Raw genomic sequence first — 23,238 nt, forward strand, 5'->3', positions numbered from 1 at the left:
GGAGCAGCGTTATTAAAGGAAAAAGTCCACGCGAAAATAGACCGGCGCTTCGCGCTCGATCACGTCGGGACGTTCCAGAGAATGAGCAAACGTGACAGAGGCGGCGACGTGCTCGCCACGGGTAAACAGTTCGAACGAATTGCTGGACAGTCGACCATGTTCCTGGCCGTTGTAACGGTCATTGCGGATCACGCCCTGATCGTAGCCAGCGGCAGCACCGTATTCGACGAAAACCGGGCGCAGCCAGTCGAGGGTCACCGGACGGGTCAGACGGATTTCGTTGCGCCAGTAGCCGCCGCTGTCGCCGGACAGAAACTCATCCTTGTAGCCGCGCACCGACGACGAACCGCCCAGGCTCAGGCGTTGCGGGCTGAACAGCACGTCTTCGCTGCGTTGTCCGGTGGCCAGGCTGGTGAAGGCCAGGTTCTCGCCCCACAGCTGAAACGGATGCAGGTAGCTGATGGTGCCGGTGTATTTGCGGTAGCGCGCATCGGCTTCGCCCGGCCCCGGATCGTGGTTGCCTTGGGCGTCCAGCAAACCGATGCCCTGTTGCATGCCGAGGTCGATGTTGACGAACGCTGAGCCGACCCGGCGACCATGGTTGATGCCGAACTGCGCTTCGGTGATGCGGTTGCTGCTTACGCCGATTTTGCTGTTATCCAGGTAGTTGTTGGTGCGCAGGTACGCCAGACCGGCGTTGAGCGAGGTCTTGCTGACCGAGTCTCGATGGATAACCCGTTCGGCACGGAACTGATGGTTCTGGCTGTCGCCATCCTGCTTGAACTTGAAGCCGTCGGCCTGGGCCTGCGAGCGATATTCGCTTTCGCTGTACAGGTAACTGAAGGTCCACCAGCCCCACGGCAGGCTGTACGACAGCATGCCATTGTGCGACCCCTGTTGATGGTCGCTGACGGCGTCATGCCCGCCGCGCAGGCTCAACTGGTCGGCCAGGCCCAGCGGGCTGTCCCAGTCCAGACCGGCGTTCCACTGCTGTTCGCCGGTGCTGCGCTGGCCGTCGTTATTGCGCGACAGGCTGGCGCGCCAGGGTTTTTGCGGGGTATTTTTGACCACCACGTCGCTGCCGCCCACGGTCTGGCCCGGAGTCAGTTCCATCTGCGCCTGATTGGAGGGCAAGCGGTTGAGCTGGTCTACCATCTGCTCGATCTCGCGCAGGTTGACCACCTGCCCTTCCTGGCCGGGAAAGGTCATGGCCAGCTCGCGATCCGACAGGCCGCTGTCGGCATCGCTGCGCAGTTTTTCCAGTTTGCCTTCGATGACCAGCACTTGCAGGTCGCCTTTGGACAGGTCCTGTTGCGGCAGATAGGCCCGGGTGGTCACCAGACCTTTGCCGATGTAATGGTCGGTGATGGCCTTCAACAGTTCATTGAGCTGCGCAACGCCCAGGCACTTGCCCTGAAATGGCGTGATCAGTGCCTCGCGCTCGGCAGGCGACAAGGAATCAGCGCCCTTGAGTTCGATGCGGTTGATAGTGAAGCAGCGGGTGTCGGCGGGCGTGACGGGGGCCGTCGGTGTGGTCTGTTTGCCGGGCAGGTCCTTGAGCTCTTCCAGGCGGCGGCGCTGCTCTTCGAGCAAGCGGTCCTGGCGATCACGGATGAGATCCTGTTCTCCGGGGGTCGCAGCCTGAACAGGCGTCAACGCTCCCATAGCCAGCAGTAACGCACACAAACCCAGCCATGTCCTTTTGGAGGCAAACATAAATATTCCATTAAAAGCGCTGGAGGCGAGAGGTACGCCTGTTCGGGGTTAGTCAACACGAAGGCCCCAGGCCGGATAGCGGCCAAGTGATATCGCGTGTAACGATCGTGAAACAGACCACGCACATGCAAGAAAATTCCTACACGAGCGAAATTTTACTGACCCGACCTGCCTTTTAATTTGAAATACATGACGTTGTGGTTAATCGCGCACCAATAAAAAACCGACCTCTAAAGGGTCGGTTTTTGTACATCACCAAAACTTATGCACGTTTTGGGCGTGTTAATCACTTTGAGAAATAAGCAGTATAATTAAAGGCTTAACGCCGTTTTCCAATACTTTTCCAAAATCCGTACACAGGTTATCCACAAAATCACGCGGGGACTTTTTCTGCAGTTGTTGCAGGTGTGACCGGGGTTCCCATGGCGCGTTGTGTGTCTTCGTTCCAGGCCTGTACGCGCTCATTCAACGCAGCGATAGCGCGCGGGCCGGTGCCTTCTGCGTACATGGGTTCGCCGATGACCACACGAATGGTGCCAGGCTTTTTCGCCCAACCGTCCCGAGGCCAGTATTTACCGGCGTTGTGCGCAATTGGCAGCACCGGCAGATCAGCGTTGACCGCCAGCGCAGTGCCGCCGCGCGAGAATTTTCCGACCTGGCCGTAGGGCACGCGTGTGCCTTCCGGGAAAATCAGTACCCAGACACCGTCCTTGAGCAACTCGTCGCCCTTCTTGGCGATTTCTCTCAGTGCTGCTTTCGGGTTTTCGCGATCGATGGCGATAGGACGCAGCATGGCCATGGCCCAGCCAAAAAACGGGACGTACAGCAGCTCACGTTTGAGGACCTGGCTCAACGGCTCGAAGTACGCCGAGAGAAAGAACGTCTCCCAGGTGCTCTGGTGGTTGGAGATGATCACGCAGGGCGTTTTCGGCACGTTTTCTGCGCCGGTCACCTCAACCTTGATGTTCAGGAACACCCGGGTCAGCCATAGGGCGCAGCGGCACCAGTAGACATTGATGAAGCGATAGCGGGCTTTGAACGGCAGAAAAGGCGCGATGCAAAAGCTCAATGTGCACCACAGCAGCGAGCTGGTGCCCAGCAACAGGTAAAAGAAGAAAGTCCTGATTGCCTGCATGATCGACATAGTTACGTTTACCGTACGGGCAGGTGCCCGCTCCTGGAGCGTTCCGAACCTGATGGGGTCAGTTGTTCAGTGAAGCGCTGTTGTGGATAAGTTCTGCGGCAACCGCCGCCAGATCGTCAAAAATCAGTGTGCCTTCCGGCACTTCGCCTTCAATTGTCCTGCGGCCTTTGCCGGTCAGCACCAGCACAGGCTGGGAATCGACGGCCAAAGCGGCCTGCAGGTCACCTTTGCTGTCGCCTACGAACCATAGTCCCTTGAGGTCGGCTGCGTAGTGACGAGCGATGGTGTGCAGCATGCCGGGTTTGGGTTTGCGGCATTCACATCCTTCGTCTGGCCCGTGCGGGCAGTAGACGATCAAGCCGACCTCGCCACCCTGCGCAGCCACCAGCTCGCGCAAGCGCGCATGCATGGCGTCGAGCGTGGCCAGGTCGTAATAACCGCGGGCAATGCCGGACTGGTTGGTGGCAACGGCCACCGTCCAGCCGGCCTTGCTCAGCGCTGCGATCGCCTGGATCGAGCCGGGAATGGGCAGCCATTCCTCCACCGACTTTATGTAAGCGTCGGAGTCATGGTTGATCACTCCGTCCCGATCCAGTATCAGCAGTTTCACCATCGATCCCTTGTCAGCCCAGCAGCGAGATATCGGCAACGCCGAGGAACAGGCCGCGCAGGCGCGACAACAAGGCATAACGGTTGGCGCGCACATTGGCGTCTTCCGCGTTGACCATGACCGCTTCGAAGAACGCATCGACCGGCTCACGCAGCATGGCCAGGCGCGCCAGCGATTCGCTGTACTGACGCTCGGCAGCCATAGGCTGGATCGCATTGTCAGCCTGCTGAATTGCCGAGTACAGCGAGAACTCGTTGGCGTTATCGAAGTACTTGGGCTCGACGGTCTGGGCAATATTGCCCTCGGCCTTGCTCAGCAGGTTGGACACGCGCTTGTTCACGGCAGCCAGTGCAGCGGCTTGCGGCAGTTTGCGGAAGGCCTGGACCGCCTGAACACGCTGATCGAAATCCAGCGCCGAGGCAGGTTGCAGGGCACGCACCGAGAGGTACACCGCCACATCGACGCCTTCGTCCTCGTAACGCGCACGCAGGCGGTCGAAGATGAAGTCGAGTACCTGTTCCGCCAGACCGGCTGGCTTGATCTTGCTACCGAACTGGGTGACCGCGAACTTCACGGTGTCGACCAGGTTCAGGTCGAGCTTCTTCTCGATCAGGATTCGCAGGATGCCCAGCGCTGCACGGCGCAGGGCATACGGGTCCTTGCTGCCGGTGGGGAGCATGCCGATACCGAAGATACCGACCAGCGTGTCCAGCTTGTCAGCGATGGCGACGGCTGCGCCGGTCAGTGTGGTCGGCAGTTCGGCCCCTGCGCCGCGCGGCATGTACTGTTCGTTGAGCGCCAGCGCGACATCTTCTGGCTCGCCGTCGGCCTTGGCATAGTAGTAACCGGCAATGCCCTGCATTTCCGGGAACTCGCCGACCATCTCGCTCGACAGGTCGCACTTGGACAACAGGCCGGCCCGCGCTGCGCGCTGCGCATCGCCGCCGATGCGTGGCGCGATGTAGGCGGCCAGTTTCGACACACGCTCGGCCTTGTCGAAGACGCTGCCCAACTGAGCCTGGAACACGACGTTCTTCAGGCGATCATTGAAGGTTTCGAGCTTCTGCTTCTTGTCCTGCTTGAAGAAGAACTCGGCATCGGTCAGACGCGGACGAACCACCTTCTCGTTGCCGGCAACGATCTGTGCGGGGTCTTTGCTTTCGATGTTGGCGACCGTGATGAAACGCGGCAGCAGCTTGCCATCGACATCCAGCAGGCAGAAATACTTCTGGTTGTCCTGCATGGTGGTAATCAGGGCTTCCTGCGGCACTTCAAGGAAACGCTCTTCGAACGAGCACACCAGCGGCACCGGCCACTCGACCAGACCGGCGACCTCATCCAGCAGGCCTGGCGGCACGATCGCGGTGCCTTCCTGTTGGGTGGCCAGCTCTTCGACGCGCTTGCTGATGATCTGGCGACGCTCATTGAAGTCGGCCAGTACATAAGCGGCGCGCAGGTCGCCCAGGTAACCGGCAGGCGAGGAAATACGCACGTCTTCCGGGTGGTGGAAGCGGTGGCCGCGAGAATGACGCCCTGCGCTCTGGGCGAGAATCGTGCAATCAACCACCTGATCGCCGAACAGCATCACCAGCCACTGGGTCGGACGCACGAACTCTTCCTTGCGAGCACCCCAGCGCATGCGCTTGGCAATCGGCAAGTCGTTCAGCGAGTCTTCGACAATGGTCGGCAGCAGCGACATCGTCGGTTTTCCGAGAATGGTCTGGCTGTAACGCAGTTTCGGGCCGCTTTGATCGATTTCGCTCAGATCGACGCCGCACTTCTTGGCGAAGCCCAGTGCCGCTTGAGTCGGATTGCCGTCGGCGTCGAACGCAGCCTGGCGCGGCGGGCCGTCCAGGTTGACGCTGCGATCCGGTTGTTGCGTGGACAGCGCGGTGATCAACACGGCCAGACGACGCGGTGCGGCGTAGACCTGTTTGGCGCTGTACGTCAGACCTGCGCCCTGCAGGCCCTTTTCAATACCGGCCAGAAACGCATCCGCCAGAGAAACGAGGGTCTTGGGTGGCAGTTCTTCGGTGCCCAGTTCGACCAGAAAATCTTGAGCACTCATTGCGCTGCCTCCAGCTTGGCCAACACTTCATCGCGTAGATCGGGTGGCGCCATCGGGAAGCCGAGTCGCGCCCGGGCTTGCAGGTAAGCCTGAGCCACCGAACGGGCCAGCGTGCGCACGCGCAGGATGTATTGCTGACGCGCTGTCACGGAAATCGCGCGACGGGCATCCAGCAGGTTGAACGTGTGCGAGGCCTTGAGGACCATTTCATAGCCCGGCAATGGCAGTTCCAGCTCGATCAGACGCGCTGCTTCGCTTTCGTAGAAATCGAACAGTTCGAACAGCTTTTCGACGTTGGCGTGTTCAAAGTTGTAGGTCGACTGCTCCACCTCGTTCTGGTGGAACACGTCGCCATAGGTCACTTTGCCGAACGGGCCGTCAGCCCAGACCAGATCGTAGACCGAGTCCACGCCCTGCTGGTACATCGCCAGACGTTCGAGGCCGTAGGTGATTTCGCCAGTCACCGGGTAGCACTCCAGGCCACCCACTTGCTGGAAGTAAGTGAATTGCGAAACTTCCATGCCGTTGAGCCAGATTTCCCAGCCCAGACCCCAGGCGCCCAGCGTCGGCGATTCCCAGTTGTCTTCGACGAAGCGCACGTCATGCACCAGTGGATCGAGGCCGATGTGCTTGAGCGAGCCCAGGTACAGCTCCTGGAAGTTGTCCGGGTTCGGCTTGAGAATCACCTGAAACTGATAGTAATGCTGCAGGCGGTTCGGGTTTTCGCCGTAGCGGCCGTCAGTCGGGCGACGACTTGGCTGTACGTAAGCGGCATTCCAGGTTTCCGGGCCTACGGCGCGCAGAAACGTGGCAGTGTGGAACGTGCCGGCGCCTACTTCCATATCGTAGGGCTGAAGTACCACGCAACCTTGTTCTGCCCAGTATTGCTGGAGGGCGAGGATCAAGTCTTGGAAGGTACGCACGGCTGGCGTAGGCTGGCTCACAAATTTCACCTGTGCTGGGCTGCGATTCAAAGAGCGGGAGTATACCCGATTCGGCCGCACGTCCGCTCCTGGGAGCCCTATGACACGCTGCTTTTGGTGCAACGAAGACCCCCTGTACATCGCTTATCACGATCAGGAGTGGGGAGTGCCGCTGCGCGATGCGCAGAAGCTCTTCGAGTTGCTTTTGCTCGAAGGGTTCCAGGCGGGGCTGTCGTGGATCACGATTCTCAAGCGTCGGACACGTTATCGCGAGGTGCTGCATGGCTTTGATGTCGAGCGGCTGGCGCAATTGAGTGATGCCGAAATCGAGGCGCTGATGCTCGATCCGAGCATCATTCGCAACCGTCTCAAGCTCAAGGCCGTGCGTACCAATGCGCGGGCCTGGCTGGCGCTGGAAGATCCGGTCGGCCTGCTCTGGTCGTTTGTCGGCGGGCAGCCGAAGGTCAATCATTTCAAGGGCCGCAGCGAAGTACCGGCCATTACCCCTGAGGCAGAAGCGATGAGCAAGGCGCTGAAAAAGGCCGGTTTCACCTTTGTCGGACCGACCATCTGTTATGCCTACATGCAAGCCAGCGGCATGGTCATGGATCACACGGTCGATTGTGATCGGTACGCGGTGTTGAGCCGCTGACGTTACACTACCCGCCTCAAGAATCTGGGAGTCATCTGTGGATAAGTTCAAAGGCGCCGTAATGGTCGGGGCGTTGCGATTGTTTGCCTTGCTGCCCTGGCGAGCCGTTCAGTGGGCCGGCACCGCCATCGGCTGGTTGATGTGGAAGCTGCCCAATCGCTCCCGTGAAGTGGCGCGAATCAATCTGTCCAAGTGTTTCCCGGAACTGAGCGAGCCTGAACTGGAAAAGCTGGTCGGCCGCAGCCTGATGGACATCGGCAAGACGCTCACCGAGAGCGCCTGCGCGTGGATCTGGCCGGCACAGAAATCGATCAATCTGGTGCGTGAGGTTGAAGGGCTCGAGGTACTCAAGGACGCGCTGGCGTCTGGCAAGGGCGTGGTCGGCATCACCAGCCACCTGGGCAACTGGGAAGTGCTCAATCACTTTTATTGCAGCCAGTGCAAGCCGATCATTTTCTATCGTCCACCCAAGTTGAAAGCGGTGGATGACCTGTTGCGCAAGCAGCGTGTGCAGTTGGGCAACCGGGTGGCGGCGTCGACCAAGGAAGGCATTCTCAGCGTTATCAAGGAAGTGCGCAAAGGCGGTTCGGTGGGTATTCCGGCCGATCCGGAGCCGGCTGAGTCGGCGGGTATCTTTGTCCCCTTCTGTGGCACCCAGGCGCTGACCAGCAAGTTTGTGCCGAATATGCTGGCCGGTGGCAAGGCAGTCGGCGTATTCCTGCACGCCATGCGCCTGCCGGATGGTTCGGGCTACAAAGTGGTACTCGAAGCCGCCCCCGAAGCGATGTACAGCACCGACACCGAAACTTCGGCCGCGGCGATGAGCAAAGTGGTCGAGAAATACGTGCGGGCTTACCCGAGCCAGTACATGTGGACCATGAAACGCTTCAAGAAACGCCCGGCGGGTGAGGCGCGCTGGTATTAAGAAAGGCCGGCCGCGGCCGAGACACCTATTCTACGCCACGCTACAGTGGTCAAAACCGGACGCAGAGCGTCCAGAACGGCGTGCCCACGCTGGAGCATGGGCACAATAGTGTTTCTTCAGTGACTCCTCGTTCCTCACGCTCCAGTCCAGACACTTCTCGCTCCTCACGCTCCAATCCAGACACCTATCGTTCCTCACGCTCCGCGTGGGAATGCCTTGCGTGGCGCTCTGCGTCACAAATCTGCGCTACGCCACAGTGCTCAAAACCGGACGCAGAGCGTCCAGAACGGCATGCCCACGCTGGAGCGTGGGCACGATGGTGTTCCTGCAGTCACTTCTCGTTCCTCACGCTCCGCGTGGGAATGCCTTGCGTGACGCTCTGCGTCACAAATCTGCGCCACGCCACAGTGCTCAAAACCGGACGCAGAGCGTCCAGAACGGCGTGCCCACGCTGGAGCATGGGCACAATAGTGTTTCTTCAGTGACTCCTCGTTCCTCACGCTCTAGTCCAGACACCTCTCGCTCCTTACGCCCCAGCCCAGACACCTCTCGTTTCGCAGCGCGCGAACGAGAGGTGAAGCGCTAACTGGCCGCGGCGATCAACCCGCGCCGCTCCAGTGCCACCTGCATTCCTTCTGCGCTCATCCGCACCAGGTTCACCGGGATGGATTTGGACGCAGGTGTGTTGCTGCGCTTATCCCGATTGGCCAGTGGTACCAGGCCGTTGGTTTCCGGGTAGTACGCCGCGCAGCAGCCCTGCGGCACGTCGTAGGGGATGACCTTGAAACCCGGTGCGCGGCGTGGCGTGGCCAGGTCCTGCGCGGTCTGGAATTCGATGTAATCCCCGGCCTTCAGCCCCAGACGTTCAATATCCAGCGGGTTGAGCATCACCACCATGCGGTCGCCGTAGATGTCCCGGTAACGATCATCGTTGGAGTACACCGTGGTGTTGAACTGGTCGTGGCTGCGGATCGTCATCAACTGCAGATGCTTTGCGCCCGGTGGCGTGTCGTCCTCGTCATAGATCCCCTCGGGAAACAGGAAATTGGCCTTGCCCGACTCGGTGTCCCACTTACGCTCACTGGCGGCATTGGGCAGACGGAAACCTCCAGGTTCGAGGATGCGCTGATTGAAGTCATGGAACTGCTCGGGCAATACCTCTTCGATCTTGTCGCGAATCCGGGCGTAATTGTTGACGTAGCTGTCCCAGTCCACCTTGGGATTGGGTTCAAGCGTCGCCTTGGCGATACCGGCGATGATCGCCACTTCGGAAATCAGATGCTTCGACGCGGGTTCCAGCATGCCGGTCGAGCCGTGCACCATCGACATCGAGTCTTCGACCGTAATGGTTTGCGCCACGCCGTTCTGCATGTCCAGTTCCGAACGCGCCACGCACGGCAGCAAGAAGGCTTTCTGGCCATGCACCGTCGCGCTGCGGTTGAGTTTGGTGTTGACCAGCACGGTCATTCTCAAGCGGCTGACGGTCGGGCAGATCACATCGGTATCCGGAATGGCGCGGAAGAAATTGCCGCCCATGGAAATCAGCGCTTCCACCTCGCCACGCAACAAGGCTTCGCAGGTCTCGGCCACGGCGTGGCCTTTTTTTCTGGACGCTTCGAAACCGAATACCTTGCTCATGCTGGCCAGAAACGGCTCGCCGGCTTTTTCATAGATGCCCATCGTCCTGTCGCCCTGAACGTTGGAATGCCCACGTACCGGGCAGGCTCCGGCACCGGGCTTGCCGATGTTGCCGCGTAACAGCAGCAGGTTGATGATCTGCTGCATCGCGTCGCCGCCACGCATGTGCTGTGTGACGCCCATGCCCCAGCAGCAGATGACCCCCTCCGAGCGCTTATACACCGCCGCCACCTCTTCCATGGCCTGGCGTGTCAGGCCCGAATGACGCTCGATGGTTTCCCAGGGCAACTGTCGGCAATAATCGGCGTAGCGCTCAAAACCGTGGGTGTGCTCTTCAATGAACGGTACATCCAGCACACGTGGCAGGCCTTCCCGCTGCGCCGCGTCGTCTGCTTCGATGACGGCCTTGCAGACACCCTGCAGCGCAATCATGTCGCCGCCGATCCGGACCTGATGATACTGAGAACTGATCTCCACGCCGCCGCGACTGAGCATGTCGCGCGGGTCCTGTGGCGCCGCGAAACGTACCAGCGCCTTTTCGCGCAACGGGTTGAACGAGATGATGCTGGCGCCCCGGCGTGCTGCAGCATGCAGCTCGGACATCATGCGCGGGCTGTTGGTCCCGGGGTTCTGACCAATGATGAAAATAGCGTCGGCGTTCTCGAAGTCTTCCAGCGTCGTGGTGCCTTTACCGACCCCGATCGACTCGGGAAGCGCCACGGTGGTGGTTTCATGGCACATGTTCGAGCAATCAGGAAAATTGGCCATGCCGTACAGACGGCCAAACAGCTGATACAGAAATGCGGCTTCGTTGGACGTGCGCCCGGAGGTGTACAGCTCCAGTTTCCATGGGTCGCTCAGATGGCGCAGCTCTTCACCGATCTCGGCGAACGCCTGATCCCAGGTCACGGGCAGGTATTTGTCGCTGGCCGCGTCATAGCGCATCGGCTCGCTGATACGGCCTTCTGCTTCCAGGTCGTGATCGCTCCAGGTGGCCAGCTCGCTGACCGTGTACCGGGAGAAGAACTCAGGCGTTACGCGTTTCTTGGTCGATTCCCAGGCGAGGGCCTTGGCACCGTTCTCACAGTATTCAAAGGTGTGTGGCTTCTTCGGGTCCGGCCAGGAGCAGCTGGGGCAATCGAAGCCGCCGGGCTTGTTCATGGATAACAGGGTGCGATTGCCCTTGAGCAGAACATGCTGATGCAGCAAGTGTTTGTTGACGGCAGTCAGCGCGGGCCAGCCGCCAGCAGCCGAGCCGTCGGTCTGTGAACCTTGAAGCGGGGCCTGGGCATTTTTTGACTCGGACATTGGCTGTGTTCTCCCTCATAAAGCCCGCGAGGGCATGATGCACGTGTGTCTGAGATACACGCGTCCAGAGAGAATTCGTCCGAGTCGACGAGCGTTGCCGACCGGGCAGATCGGCAAGAGGTTCAGTCAGGATGGCACCTGTTCAGGCCCTGTTCAGAAAAAGCTCAGCCCTACCTGAAACAGCCGCTCCACCTCGCGAATGCACTTTTTATCCACAAGAAACATGATCACGTGATCGCCGGATTCGATCACGGTGATGTCGTGGGCAATCAGCACCTGTTCGTCGCGGATGATCGCGCCGATTGCCGTGCCGGTCGGCAGATTGATGTCCTTGATGGCGCGGCCAACCACCTTGCTGGATTTTGCATCGCCGTGGGCAACGATCTCGATGGCTTCCGCCGCGCCACGGCGCAGCGAGTGAACGCTGACAATGTCGCCGCGTCGCACGTGGGCCAGCAGCGTGCCGATGGTTGCTAGTTGCGGGCTGACCGCAACGTCGATCTCGCCACCCTGCACCAGATCGACATAGGCCGGGTTGTTGATCAGCGTCATCACCTTGCGAGCGCCCAGCCGTTTGGCCAGCAGCGACGACATGATGTTGGCTTCGTCGTCGTTGGTGAGGGCCAGGAACAGGTCGGTGTTGCCGATGTTTTCTTCCAGCAGCAGGTCGCGGTCCGATGAACTGCCTTGCAGCACCACCGTGCTGTCGAGGTTCTCCGACAGGTAACGACAGCGCGCCGGATTCATTTCGATGATCTTGACCTGATAACGGCTTTCGATAGCCTCGGCCAGGCGCTCACCGATGTTGCCGCCGCCAGCGATGACAATGCGTTTATAGTTTTCGTCGAGACGCCGCAGCTCGCCCATGACTGCGCGGATATCGGCCTTGGCGGCGATGAAGAACACTTCGTCGTCGGCTTCGATGACCGTATCGCCCTGCGGCAGAATCGCCCGGTCGCGCCGGTAGATGGCGGCGATGCGGGTATCGACATTGGGCATGTGCGCGCGCAACTGGCGCAGTTGCTGACCCACCAAAGCCCCGCCGTAATAGGCTTTGACCGCGACCAGTTGCGCCTTGCCGTCGGCGAAGTCGATCACCTGCAACGCACCGGGGTATTCGATCAGCCGCTTGATGTAGTTGGTCACCACTTGTTCCGGGCTGATCAGCACGTCGACCGGGATCGCGGTCTTGTCGAACAGGCCTGCGCGTGTCAGGTACGCCGCCTCCCGGATCCGTGCGATCTTGGTAGGCGTGTGGAACAGCGTGTAGGCGACCTGGCAGGCGATCATGTTGGCTTCGTCGCTGCTGGTGACCGCCACCAGCATGTCGGCATCGTCGGCACCTGCCTGGCGCAGCACCGCCGGGTACGAGCCCTTGCCCTGCACGGTGCGGATGTCCAGACGGTCGCCCAGATCGCGCAATCGGTCGCCATCGGTGTCGACCACCGTGATGTCGTTGGCTTCGCCCGCCAGATGCTCGGCCAGCGTACCGCCCACCTGACCTGCACCCAGAATGATGATTTTCAACTGCTTACTCCCGCGCCGCCGCGATCTTGATCAGTTTGGCGTAGTAGAAACCGTCGTGGCCACCCTGCCGGGCCAGCAACTGGCGACCATGCGCTTGCTTGATGCCAGCCGCTGGCTGTCCGCCCTGCCCGGCGATGTCCAGTTCTCTGGCCCCCGAAGTCCGGGCCAGGAACGCCTCGATGACGTCGGTGTTTTCGGTCGGCAATGTCGAGCATGTTGCGTACACCAGCATGCCGCCTACTTGCAGCGTAGGCCATAAGGCGTCCAGCAGCTCACCCTGCAAGGTGGCGAGCGCGACAATGTCGTCAGCCTGGCGGGTGAGTTTGATGTCCGGGTGGCGACGGATCACGCCGGTGGCCGAACATGGCGCGTCGAGCAGAATGCGCTGGAAGGGCTGGCCGTCCCACCAGGTTGCGGTGTCACGGGCGTCGGCGGCGATCAGTTCGGCGTCGAGGCCCAGACGGTCGAGGTTTTCCCGCACACGCACCAGACGCTTGGCTTCCAGGTCCACTGCCACCACGCCGCTCAGCTGTGGCTGCACCTCTAGCAAATGGCAGGTTTTACCACCTGGCGCGCAGCAGGCGTCGAGTACGCGTTGGCCGGGCGCCAGTTCCAGCAGGTCGGCGGCCAGTTGCGCGGCTTCGTCCTGAACGCTGATCCAGCCTTCGGCAAAACCGGGCAGCGAGCGCACGTCACACGGCTCGGCCAGCACGATACCGTCCTGACTGAACGTGCAGCCAATGGCTTCCTGACCGGCAGTCTTCAGCCGCTCAAGGTACTGATCGCGGCTGTTGTGGCGACGGTTGACCCGCAAAATCATCGGCGGATGCGCGTTATTGGCCGCGCAAATGGCTTCCCAGTGTTCCGGCCATGCGGCTTTCAGGGCTTTTTGCAGCCAGCGCGGATGAGCGGTGCGCACCACAGGGTCGTGTTCCAGCTCGATCAGCAGCGCTTCGCCGTCGCGTTGCGCGTTGCGCAGCACGGCATTGAGCAGGCCTTTGGCCCATGGTTTTTTCAGCTTGTCGGCGCAGCCAACGGTTTCACCGATGGCCGCATGCGCAGGGATACGGCTGTAGAACAGCTGATAGAGACCGACCAGCAGCAAGGCTTCGACGTCGGCATCGGCGGCCTTGAACGGCTTTTGCAACAGTTTGGCGGCCAGTGCCGACAGCCGCGGCTGCCAGCGCGCCGTGCCGAACGCCAGGTCCTGGGTCAGGCCACGATCACGCAGCTCGACCTTGTCCAGCTGGGTCGGCAGCGAGCTGTTCAGCGACGCCTTGCCGCTGAGCACGGCAGCCAGTGCCTTGGCGGCGGCCAGACGAGGGTTCATTGGCCAAGCACCGTACCGATGGCGAATTTCTCGCGGCGGCTGTTGAACAGGTCAGTGAAATTCAACGGTTTGCCGCCCGGCAGTTGCAGGCGGGTCAAACGCAGGGCGCTCTCGCCGCACGCGACGATCAGGCCGTCCTTGCTGGCGCTGAGGATAGTCCCCGGCGCGCCCTGCCCTTCGGCGAGATCGGCCGCCAGCACTTTCAGGGTTTCTTCGTTCAGCGTGCTGTGGCAGATCGGCCACGGGTTGAAGGCACGCACCAGACGCTCCAGCTCATCCGCCGGGCGAGTCCAGTCGATGCGCGCTTCATCCTTGTTCAATTTGTGAGCGTAATTGGCCAGGCTGTCGTCCTGAACCTCGCCGACCAGCGAACCCTCCGCCAGACCGGCAATAGCCTGCAACACAGCGGGTGGGCCGAGTTCGGCCAGGCGATCATGCAACGTGCCGCCGGTATCCTGCGCGGTGATCGGTGTCACGGCCTTGAGCAGCATCGGCCCGGTGTCCAGACCCGCTTCCATGCGCATCACGGTCACGCCGCTTTCGCCATCACCGGCCTGCACGGCACGCTGAATCGGCGCCGCACCGCGCCAGCGTGGCAGCAGCGACGCGTGGCTGTTGATGCAGCCCAGGCGCGGAATATCCAGCACCACTTGCGGCAGGATCAGGCCATAGGCGACCACCACCATCAAATCCGGTTTGAGGGCCGCCAGTTCTGCCTGTGCTGCGGGGTCACGCAGCGTTGGCGGTTGCATCACCGGCACATCATGTTGCAGCGCCAGTTGTTTGACCGGGCTGGGCATCAGCTTTTGTCCACGACCGGCCGGGCGATCAGGCTGGGTGTACACGGCCACGATCTGGTGAGGGCTGTCGAGCAGGGCCTTGAGGTGTTCGGCGGCAAATTCCGGGGTGCCGGCGAAGACGATGCGCAGTGGCTCAGTCATGGAGTTCTCGTTATGAAAAAACAAAAAGGCCTTATGCAGGCCTTTTGGGGTAACCACGGATCAGGCGTTGAGCTTGTGCTGCTTTTCGAGCTTTTTCTTGATCCGGTCACGCTTGAGGTTGGACAGATAATCGACGAACAGCTTGCCGTTCAGGTGATCGCACTCGTGCTGAATGCAGATCGCGAGCAGGCCTTCGGCAACCAGTTCGTAAGGCTTGCCGTCGCGGTCGAGTGCCTTGACGCGAATTTTTTGCGGGCGGTCGACGTTTTCGTAGAAACCCGGCACCGACAGGCAGCCTTCCTGATACTGATCCATTTCATCGGTCAGCTTTTCTATTTCAGGATTGATGAGGACCATGGGTTCGCTGCGGTCTTCACTGAGGTCCATGACGACCACGCGCTTGTGGACGTTGACCTGCGTCGCGGCCAGGCCGATGCCGGGCGCTTCGTACATGGTTTCAAACATGTCGTCGACCAACTGGCGAATGCCGTCGTCTACCATCGCCACAGGTTTGGCGAGGGTACGCAGGCGCGAATCGGGAAATTCGAGGATGTTTAGAATGGCCATATACGTAAGAGCTGCACTGTTAAGGTAAAGTCAGGGTCGGGTGCCGGGCTCGGGAATTCAAGGCAGGCAGCCCATGATGGGACTCTAGGGTTCACGCAAGGCAACATGATAAAGGGATTCACCGCATGAGGAAATCACTACTCGCCCTGCTGTTCCTGACCGCCAGTGGTCTTGCCCAGGCGCAAGTGCAACTCAGGGAAGGCTATCCGCAGAGCTACACCGTCGTCGCCGGAGACACGCTCTGGGATATTTCCGGCAAGTTTTTGCGCGAACCGTGGAAGTGGCGCGAGATCTGGCGGGCTAATCCGCAAGTCCGCGATCCCGACCTGATCTACCCCGGCGACACCCTTGCGCTGACCTGGGTCGACGGTCAGCCGCGTGTGACGCTCAATCGCGGCGAGTCGCGTGGCACCATCAAATTGTCACCGCGTGTGCGCAGCACGCCGACGGTCGAGGCCATCCCGAGCATTCCGCTGGGCGCGATCAACGCATTCCTGATCAGCAACCGGATTGTCGACAGTGCCGAACAGTTCGACCTGGCGCCGTACATCGTCGCCGGCAATGCCGAGCGGGTACTCAGCGGCGCGGGCGATCGCGCCTATGCGCGCGGCAGGCTGGACCCGGCCCACTCCGTCTACGGCATCTTTCGTCAGGGCAAGGTCTACGCTGATCCGCAGACCAATGAAGTGCTGGGGATCAACGCCGATGATGTCGGCAGCGCGGAGGTGATTGCCGCTGGGGGCGACATTTCGACCCTGACGTTGCAGCGTACCACCCAGGAAGTGCGGCCCGGTGATCGTCTGTTCGCCAGCGAAGAGCGGGCCATCAACTCGACCTTCCTGCCCAGCGCTCCGCAGGCCCCGGTAGACGGTTTGATTCTGGATGTGCCGCGTGGAGTGACTCAGGTTGGCGTGATGGACGTGGTGACCTTGAACAGAGGCAAGCTTGACGGCCTGACCGAGGGCAACGTGCTGGCGATCTACAAGACCAGCGAAACAGTGCGCGATCGGGTCTCGGGTGAATACGTGAAAATCCCCGACGAACGGGCTGGCCTGCTGATGGTTTTCCGCACCTACGACAAGCTTAGTTACGCCTTGGTCCTGCAAGCCAACCGATCTTTGGCCATCATGGACAAGGTTCGCAACCCATAGCGCCATGTTTCAGTTCCGACACGGATTTGTGTTACGAGCGAGCCAGTTATCAAATTGTTGTCAACAGAGTTATCCACAGGTTTGCGCATCATTTGAGATGCGCAACGGATCAGGGACGATCTCATGCCATTGTTCGAAAAAGCCCTCTCTTCGCCAGCAGAGCTGGAAGCGCGCTTGCGTCTGCATCGCTTGCCGGAGGTCGGACCGAAACGCTTTTCCAGGCTTATCGATGCGTTTGGTTCAGCCTCTTCGGCGCTCAGCGCACCTGCCAGCGCATGGCGTGCGCTCGGCATTCCGGGTGCCTGTGCCGAGGCCCGTCGTGAGGCTGGCGTTCGTGATGGTGCGAGCGCTGCCCTGGCCTGGCTTGAGCGTCCGGGCCAGCATTTGCTGATGTGGGACGACCCTGGCTACCCCGCCCTGCTGGCCGAGATCGCCGATCCGCCGCCGCTGATCTTCATTGCCGGCGACCCTTCCATTCTCGAACGTCCGCAGTTGGGCATGGTCGGTAGTCGTCGCGCCTCCCGCCCCGGACTGGATACCGCCAGGGCGTTTGCGCGCAGCCTGGCAGGTGCCGGTTTTGTGATCACCAGCGGTCTGGCTCGCGGCATTGACGGCGCCGCGCATCAGGGCGCACTGGATGTCGGTGGGCATACAATCGGCGTGCTGGGCACCGGGCTTGAAAAACTTTATCCACAGCAGCATCGCGCCCTCGCAGCACAGATGGCGGCACAGGGCGGCGCAGTGATTTCCGAGTTCCCGCTGGACGCCGGACCACAGCCCAGCAACTTTCCGCGTCGCAACCGGATCATCAGCGGCCTGTCACTGGGCGTGCTGGTGGTCGAGGCCAGCGTTGCCAGCGGATCATTGATCACGGCCCGGCTTGCAGCCGAACACGGTCGCGAGGTTTATGCGATACCGGGCTCGATTCACCACCCAGGCGCCAAGGGTTGTCACCAGTTGATACGTGACGGTGCAACGCTGGTCGAGACCGTCGACCACATTCTTGAAGGCCTGCAGCACTGGAAGCGCGTAGCGCCCGGCTCTGACTCTGAACCCGCACAACCCACGCCTTGTGATCATCCGTTGCTGGCGCTGTTGCACGCCGCACCCCATACCAGCGAGGGGCTGTCGGTTTCCAGTGGCTGGCCGTTGCCCAAGGTATTGGCAGGCCTGACCGAGCTGGAACTGGACGGAAGAATAAGCTGTGAAGCGGGACGATGGTTCGCCAGCGCGCCCTGAGGTTAAACTGCGGCCAGGATCCAGTGGAGAGACAAACAATGGTCAGCAGTTGGCGTGTGCAGCAAGCCGCTCAGGATATTCGAGCCGGTGCGGTGATTGCCTACCCGACCGAAGCAGTCTGGGGGCTGGGGTGCGATCCGTGGGATGAAGAAGCGGTTTATCGCCTGCTGGCGATCAAATCCCGGCCAGTGGAAAAAGGCCTGATCCTGATCGCTGACAACATTCGCCAGTTCGATTTTCTGTTCGAAGACTTCCCCGAACTGTGGCTCGACCGTATGGCCAGTACCTGGCCGGGGCCCAACACCTGGCTGGTGCCGCATCAGAATCTGTTGCCCGAGTGGATCACCGGTATTCATGAAACCGTGGCGTTGCGCGTCACCGATCACCCGACCGTACGCGAGTTGTGCGCGCTGGTCGGCCCGCTGATCTCGACATCGGCCAACCCGGCGGGACGTCCGGCGGCGCGTTCGCGGTTGCGCGTCGAGCAGTACTTCCGTGGTCAGATCGATGGTGTACTCGGCGGCAGCCTGGGCGGCCGCCGAAACCCCAGCGTGATCCGTGACATCGCAACCGGTCAGGTCATGCGCGCTGGCTGAAGCAGACGGCTCACGGAATCAGAATGGTCGAGCCCGTGGTGCGCCGTGCTGACAGCTCGATGTGCGCTTGTGCGGCATCTTTGAGGGCGTATTGCTGAACGCCGTCGACCTTGAGTTTGCCGCTGGCGAGCATGTCGAACAGCTCGTCGGCCATGGTTTGCAGGTTCTGTGCGTTATTGGCGTAGCTGCCCAGCGTCGGACGCGTGACGTACACCGAGCCCTTCTGCGCCAGAATGCCCAGGTTCACGCCTGCAACCGGCCCTGACGCATTGCCGAAACTGACCACCAGCCCACGCGGGGCCACGCTGTCGAGCGACGTCAGCCAGGTGTCCTGCCCCACGCCGTCGTAGACCACCGGGCATTTCTTGCCGTCGGTCAGCTCCAGTACACGTTTGGCGACATCTTCATGGCTGTAATCAATGGTCTCCCACGCACCGAGCGCCTTGGCGTGGGCGGCTTTCTCCGGCGAACTGACCGTGCCGATCAGCTTCGCCCCCAGCGCCTTGGCCCATTGGCAGGCCAGCGAGCCGACACCACCCGCAGCGGCGTGAAACAGAATGATTTCGCCCGGCTTCACCTGATAGGTCTGACGTAGCAGGTATTGTACGGTCAGTCCCTTGAGCATCAGCGCTGCAGCCTGCTCGAAACTCACCGAGTCGGCCAGCTTGACCAGATTCGCCTCGGGCAGCACGTGCACTTCGCTGTACGCCCCCAGCGGCCCGGTGCCATACGCAACCCGGTCACCGACTTTGAAACGCGTCACCTCATCGCCCACCGCCTCGACCACGCCGGCGCCTTCAGCGCCCAGACCGGATGGCAAAGACGGCGCCGGATACAACCCGCTGCGGTAATAGGTATCGATGAAGTTCAGGCCGATGGCCTTGTTACGCACAACCACCGCCTGCGGCCCCGGAGCCTCCGGCTCGAAATCGACATAGTCAAGAACCTCGGGTCCTCCGACAGTGCTGAACTGGATACGCTTTGCCATGTGCTCTCTCCTTGATGGTAAAAGGGCTGCAAAAAGAACCTATCGGACTCCTTCGCCCGACCTTCGTCAACTGCCAGCCCGCGCTGCCGATGGTATGCTACGCGCCAATTTGCCTGCGCCCCCCTTTGTTCCGGGGGCCAGCCGTTTGACGTCAGCCGTAAGGGATCGCCATGAGTACCCGCACCGAGGCCGTAAAAGCTTATCTGCTCGACCTGCAGGATCGCATCTGCACTGCGCTTGAGCAGGAAGATGGCAGCGCACACTTCGTTGAGGATGCCTGGACACGTCCAGCGGGCGGCGGCGGTCGGACGCGGGTGATCGAGAGCGGCGCGGTCATCGAGAAAGGCGGCGTTAACTTCTCCCACGTGTTTGGCAGCAACCTGCCGCCGTCTGCCAGTGCGCATCGTCCTGAACTGGCCGGGCGTGGTTTCGAGGCGCTGGGGGTGTCGCTGGTAATCCACCCGCACAACCCGCACGTGCCGACGTCCCACGCCAACGTGCGCTTCTTCATCGCCGAGAAAGAAGGCGAAGAGCCGGTCTGGTGGTTCGGTGGTGGTTTCGACCTGACGCCCTACTACGGCGTCGAGGAAGATTGCGTGCATTGGCACCGGGTTGCCGAGCGCGCCTGTGCCCCCTTCGGTGATGACGTCTATCCGCGTTACAAGGCGTGGTGCGATAGCTACTTCCACCTCAAGCATCGCGACGAGCCGCGCGGCATCGGCGGTCTGTTTTTCGACGACGTGAACCAGTGGGATTTCGAGACCAGCTTCGCGTTCATTCGCGCCATCGGTGATGCCTTCATCAATGCCTACCTGCCGATCGTGCGACGTCGCAAGGCTGCGGCTTACACCGTGCAGCAGCGCGAGTTTCAGGAGTTCCGTCGCGGGCGTTATGTCGAGTTCAACCTGGTGTATGACCGCGGTACGCTGTTTGGCTTGCAGTCCGGTGGCCGGACCGAATCGATTCTGATGTCGCTGCCGCCGCAAGTCCGTTGGGGCTACGACTGGAAAGCCGCGCCGGGCAGCGAAGAAGCGCGCCTGACCGAGTACTTCCTGACCGATCGCGACTGGTTGGCGGAAAACTGATGGACCGCTACGTCGTCTTCGGTAATCCCATTGGTCATAGCAAGTCGCCGTTGATTCATCGTCTGTTTGCCGAGCAGACCGGGCAGCAGTTGGATTACCAGACTTCGCTGGCGCCACTGGATGATTTCACCGCGTTCGCCCAGGCTTTTTTCCAGACCGGGCGTGGTGCCAACGTCACGGTGCCGTTCAAGGAAGAGGCGTATCGCCTGGCTGACAGCCTGACCGGGCGCGGGCAGCGTGCCGGAGCGGTCAACACCTTGAGCAAACTCGACGACGGTACGCTGCTGGGTGACAACACCGACGGTGCGGGACTGGTGCGCGACCTGACGGTTAATTGCGGGATTGGTCTGCGAGGCCAGCGGATTCTGTTGCTGGGCGCAGGCGGTGCGGTTCGCGGTGCGCTGGAGCCGTTGCTTGCGCAACAGCCTGCAGCGTTGGTCATCGCCAATCGTACCGTCGAAAAAGCCGAACGACTGGCGCAGGAGTTTGCTGATCTGGGTCCAGTGTTCGCCAGCAGTTTCGACTGGCTTGAAGAGTCAGTGGATGTGATCATCAACGCAACCTCTGCCAGTCTGGCTGGAGAACTGCCGCCGATTTCCCCGAGTCTTATCCAGCCCGGCGCGACCTTCTGCTACGACATGATGTACAGCAAAGAGCCCACCGCCTTTTGCCGCTGGGCCACCGAACACGGCGCGGCGCAATCGGTTGACGGCTTGGGCATGCTGGTGGAACAGGCGGCAGAAGCCTTCCTGCTCTGGCGCGGCGTGCGCCCGGATTCAGCGCCGGTACTGGCTGAGTTGCGCAGGTTGCTGGCGACGGGCTGAAGCCTGTCTCTCGTTCCCACGCACAGCGTCGGGACGATGAGTCAGGGCTCAATCCTCAAACAGAATCGGGCATTTCTCCGCGCCTTCGAGTTTGTGCAATTCCTCGATCACCTGTGGTCGGGCATTGCGCAGAACCAGCACCCGGCCTTGCTGAGCCAGGCGTCTGGCTTCTTGATGAAGCATCTCGACGCCCGAGTAATCGATGAAGTTGATCTGCTGCGCGTCGATCACCACGCGCTGCGCCTCGGTGCGTTGCAGGCGGGTTTGCAGGTAGTGACTGGCGCCGAAGAAGATCGAGCCGCCCACGCGCAGGACATCTTCATCACCCTCGCGCCACTGCTGGACGCGCGGTTGTGAGGTGCGTTTGAGGTAGAAGAACAGCGAAGCCAGCACGCCTGCGTAGATCGCGGTTTGCAGTTCCAGCAATAGCGTCGCCAGACAGGTCAGCGCCATCACGAAAAACTCGGCGCGACTGACCCGGAACAGCGCGCGAATGCCACGTCGGTCCACCAGCCCCCAACAAATCAGCAGGATTGAGGCGGCCATGGCCGGGAGCGGAATGTGCGAGATCAGCAAGGCCCCGGCAACCGCGAACAACGCGACCCATAGCGCCGAAAACACTCCGGCCAACGGCGAGCGAGCCCCCGCTTCATAGTTCAGCGCCGCACGGGTGAACGAGCCCGCCGACAGGTAGCCGGAAAACAGCGAGCCGACCATATTTGACAGCCCCTGAGCACGGACTTCCTGATTGGCGTTGAGCATCTGTTGCGAGCGTGCCGACAGCGAGCGGGCAATCGACAGGCTGTTGACCAGCCCGAGCATGCCCACCGCCACGGCCGTCGGCAGCAGCCTGAGAATCAACTCGAGGTCCAGCGACAGCGGGCTGAATGGCGGCAGATGCCCGACGAAGGCGCTGACCACCCGCACATCACCAAACATTGCCGGCCACAGCCAGACCAGCAAACCGCTCGATACCAGCGCGATCAGCAACGTAGGCCAGCGTGGCACCAGCGCCTTGAGACCGATACCCAGCGCAAGGGTCAGCAGTCCAAGGACCAGCGAAGGCATATCGACATCGCCGCGATGGCCGAGCACGGCGTTCAGGCTGTTGAGGGCAGTGGTCTGGCTCGGCAGATCGAGGCCCAGCAGATTGGGCATCTGTCCGAGGGCAATCACGACGGCAGCGCCCAGCGTGAAACCGAGTACCACCGAGTGGGACACGAAATTCACCAGCGCGCCGAAGCGCATCATCCCCAGTAATAACTGGAAGACTCCGGCGATGAAGGTCAGCAGCAGGATCAGCATGATGTAGTCCTGACTGGCCGGAACGGCAAGCGGACTGACACTGGCATACAGCACGATGGAAATAGCGGCGGTCGGCCCGCAGATCAGATGCCAGGACGAGCCCCACAGGCAGGCGATGATGACCGGAACAATCGCGGCATACAGGCCGTACTCCGGCGGCAGCCCGGCGATCAGTGCGTAAGCGATGGATTGCGGTAGCGCCAGAATGGCTCCACTCAAACCCACCAGCGCATCCCGCCCGACGCTGCTGCGGGTCTGACGCGGCAGCCAAGCGAGAAACGGCAGGAATTTATGGTGATTGAGCCAGCGCATCGGTCCCTCGGATGAATAACGTAGAGGACGCAGAGCGTCCGGAACTGCATGCCCACGCGGAGCATGGGCACGATCAGCGTACGTCCTGAGACGCCTATCGTTCCTCACGCTCCAGCGTGGGAATGCCCTTCGTGACGCTCCGCGTCACAACCTGCGTCGCGCAGCATGAAGACCGGACGCAGAGCGTCCGGAACTGAATACCCACGCGGAGCATGGGCACGATAGTTGATGGCTATCGCTCCTCACGCTCCAGCGTGGGATGCCCTTCGTGACGCTCCGCGTCACAAATCTGCGCCACGCTGGATACTCAAGACCGGACGCAGAGCGTCCAGAACTGCATGCCCACGCGGAGCATGGGCACGATAGTTGATGGCTATCGCTCCTCACGC

The 23,238-nt window shown here is 61.2% G+C and carries 19 protein-coding genes; 7 read left to right on the plus strand and 12 right to left on the minus strand.

Going from position 1 to position 23,238, the window contains the following annotated elements:
• Window positions 1-12 precede the first annotated feature (12 nt).
• From I9H07_RS24180 to glyQ, 5 genes are all read right to left on the minus strand, one after another.
• Window positions 13-1,665 (minus strand): ShlB/FhaC/HecB family hemolysin secretion/activation protein, encoded by a 1,653-nt coding sequence (locus tag I9H07_RS24180; RefSeq protein ID WP_236424361.1) that lies wholly within the window; start codon window positions 1,663-1,665, stop codon window positions 13-15.
• 424 nt (window positions 1,666-2,089) lie between these two features.
• Window positions 2,090-2,860, minus strand: coding sequence for a lysophospholipid acyltransferase family protein (locus I9H07_RS24185; protein WP_024675480.1), 771 nt, complete (start codon window positions 2,858-2,860; stop codon window positions 2,090-2,092).
• Window positions 2,861-2,918: 58 nt separating this feature from the next.
• Window positions 2,919-3,473, minus strand: coding sequence for a D-glycero-beta-D-manno-heptose 1,7-bisphosphate 7-phosphatase (gene gmhB, locus I9H07_RS24190; protein WP_162839739.1), 555 nt, complete (start codon window positions 3,471-3,473; stop codon window positions 2,919-2,921).
• Between the two features lie 10 nt (window positions 3,474-3,483).
• Window positions 3,484-5,538 carry a glycine--tRNA ligase subunit beta gene (gene glyS, locus I9H07_RS24195; protein ID WP_024675482.1) on the minus strand — a complete coding sequence of 685 codons (2,055 nt, stop codon included), beginning with the start codon at window positions 5,536-5,538 and terminating at the stop codon, window positions 3,484-3,486.
• Window positions 5,535-6,482, minus strand: a complete 948-nt coding sequence (gene glyQ, locus I9H07_RS24200; RefSeq protein ID WP_024675483.1) for a glycine--tRNA ligase subunit alpha — start codon at window positions 6,480-6,482, stop codon at window positions 5,535-5,537. The genes glyS and glyQ overlap by 4 nt, the downstream gene beginning before the upstream one ends.
• Window positions 6,483-6,561: 79 nt before the next feature.
• On the opposite strand from glyQ, the gene I9H07_RS24205 reads away from it, so the two are divergent.
• Both I9H07_RS24205 and I9H07_RS24210 read left to right on the plus strand, forming a co-directional pair.
• Window positions 6,562-7,113, plus strand: coding sequence for a DNA-3-methyladenine glycosylase I (locus I9H07_RS24205; protein ID WP_236424357.1), 552 nt, complete (start codon window positions 6,562-6,564; stop codon window positions 7,111-7,113).
• A 37-nt stretch (window positions 7,114-7,150) separates the two neighbouring features.
• A complete protein-coding gene (locus I9H07_RS24210; RefSeq protein ID WP_058824910.1) occupies window positions 7,151-8,038 on the plus strand; it encodes a lysophospholipid acyltransferase in 888 nt (295 codons plus the stop codon).
• A gap of 582 nt (window positions 8,039-8,620) precedes the next feature.
• On the opposite strand, the gene I9H07_RS24215 is transcribed toward I9H07_RS24210, so the two are convergent.
• From I9H07_RS24215 to def, 5 genes are all read right to left on the minus strand, one after another.
• Complete coding sequence (locus tag I9H07_RS24215) at window positions 8,621-10,984, minus strand: FdhF/YdeP family oxidoreductase (protein ID WP_024675486.1); 2,364 nt, start codon at window positions 10,982-10,984, stop codon at window positions 8,621-8,623.
• Window positions 10,985-11,137: 153 nt separating this feature from the next.
• The gene (gene trkA / locus I9H07_RS24220; RefSeq protein WP_024675487.1) at window positions 11,138-12,511 is read right to left on the minus strand and encodes a Trk system potassium transporter TrkA; all 1,374 of its coding nucleotides are present in this window, start codon (window positions 12,509-12,511) and stop codon (window positions 11,138-11,140) included.
• Between the two features lie 4 nt (window positions 12,512-12,515).
• Window positions 12,516-13,841 (minus strand): 16S rRNA (cytosine(967)-C(5))-methyltransferase RsmB, encoded by a 1,326-nt coding sequence (rsmB, locus tag I9H07_RS24225; protein ID WP_058391192.1) that lies wholly within the window; start codon window positions 13,839-13,841, stop codon window positions 12,516-12,518.
• Window positions 13,838-14,782 carry a methionyl-tRNA formyltransferase gene (gene fmt / locus I9H07_RS24230; protein ID WP_236424355.1) on the minus strand — a complete coding sequence of 315 codons (945 nt, stop codon included), beginning with the start codon at window positions 14,780-14,782 and terminating at the stop codon, window positions 13,838-13,840. The genes rsmB and fmt overlap by 4 nt, the downstream gene beginning before the upstream one ends.
• Window positions 14,783-14,842: 60 nt before the next feature.
• Window positions 14,843-15,349, minus strand: a complete 507-nt coding sequence (def, locus tag I9H07_RS24235) for a peptide deformylase (RefSeq protein ID WP_024675490.1) — start codon at window positions 15,347-15,349, stop codon at window positions 14,843-14,845.
• Window positions 15,350-15,474: 125 nt separating this feature from the next.
• On the opposite strand from def, the gene I9H07_RS24240 reads away from it, so the two are divergent.
• From I9H07_RS24240 to I9H07_RS24250, 3 genes are all read left to right on the plus strand, one after another.
• The gene (locus I9H07_RS24240) at window positions 15,475-16,500 is read left to right on the plus strand and encodes a LysM peptidoglycan-binding domain-containing protein (protein WP_236424353.1); all 1,026 of its coding nucleotides are present in this window, start codon (window positions 15,475-15,477) and stop codon (window positions 16,498-16,500) included.
• Between the two features lie 123 nt (window positions 16,501-16,623).
• Window positions 16,624-17,739: a DNA-processing protein DprA gene (gene dprA / locus I9H07_RS24245; RefSeq protein WP_236424351.1), complete on the plus strand. Its 1,116-nt coding sequence runs from the start codon at window positions 16,624-16,626 to the stop codon at window positions 17,737-17,739.
• A gap of 38 nt (window positions 17,740-17,777) precedes the next feature.
• Window positions 17,778-18,335 carry an L-threonylcarbamoyladenylate synthase gene (locus tag I9H07_RS24250; protein ID WP_005894760.1) on the plus strand — a complete coding sequence of 186 codons (558 nt, stop codon included), beginning with the start codon at window positions 17,778-17,780 and terminating at the stop codon, window positions 18,333-18,335.
• 10 nt (window positions 18,336-18,345) lie between these two features.
• Here the strand turns inward: I9H07_RS24250 and I9H07_RS24255 are convergent, their stop codons facing one another.
• Entirely contained in the window at window positions 18,346-19,323 is a 978-nt protein-coding gene (locus tag I9H07_RS24255; protein ID WP_024675493.1) for an NADPH:quinone reductase, read from the minus strand.
• Between the two features lie 170 nt (window positions 19,324-19,493).
• On the opposite strand from I9H07_RS24255, the gene hemF reads away from it, so the two are divergent.
• Both hemF and aroE read left to right on the plus strand, forming a co-directional pair.
• Complete coding sequence (gene hemF / locus I9H07_RS24260; protein ID WP_024675494.1) at window positions 19,494-20,408, plus strand: oxygen-dependent coproporphyrinogen oxidase; 915 nt, start codon at window positions 19,494-19,496, stop codon at window positions 20,406-20,408.
• On the plus strand, window positions 20,408-21,232 hold the full coding sequence (aroE, locus tag I9H07_RS24265) for a shikimate dehydrogenase (RefSeq protein WP_024675495.1): 825 nt from the start codon (window positions 20,408-20,410) through the stop codon (window positions 21,230-21,232). Before hemF ends, aroE begins: the two co-directional genes overlap by 1 nt.
• Window positions 21,233-21,280: 48 nt before the next feature.
• Here the strand turns inward: aroE and I9H07_RS24270 are convergent, their stop codons facing one another.
• Window positions 21,281-22,849, minus strand: a complete 1,569-nt coding sequence (locus I9H07_RS24270; protein ID WP_236424349.1) for a SulP family inorganic anion transporter — start codon at window positions 22,847-22,849, stop codon at window positions 21,281-21,283.
• Window positions 22,850-23,238: the final 389 nt, after the last annotated feature.

This window comes from Pseudomonas syringae (genome assembly GCF_023278085.1).
Classification (GTDB): domain Bacteria; phylum Pseudomonadota; class Gammaproteobacteria; order Pseudomonadales; family Pseudomonadaceae; genus Aquipseudomonas; species Aquipseudomonas syringae_Q.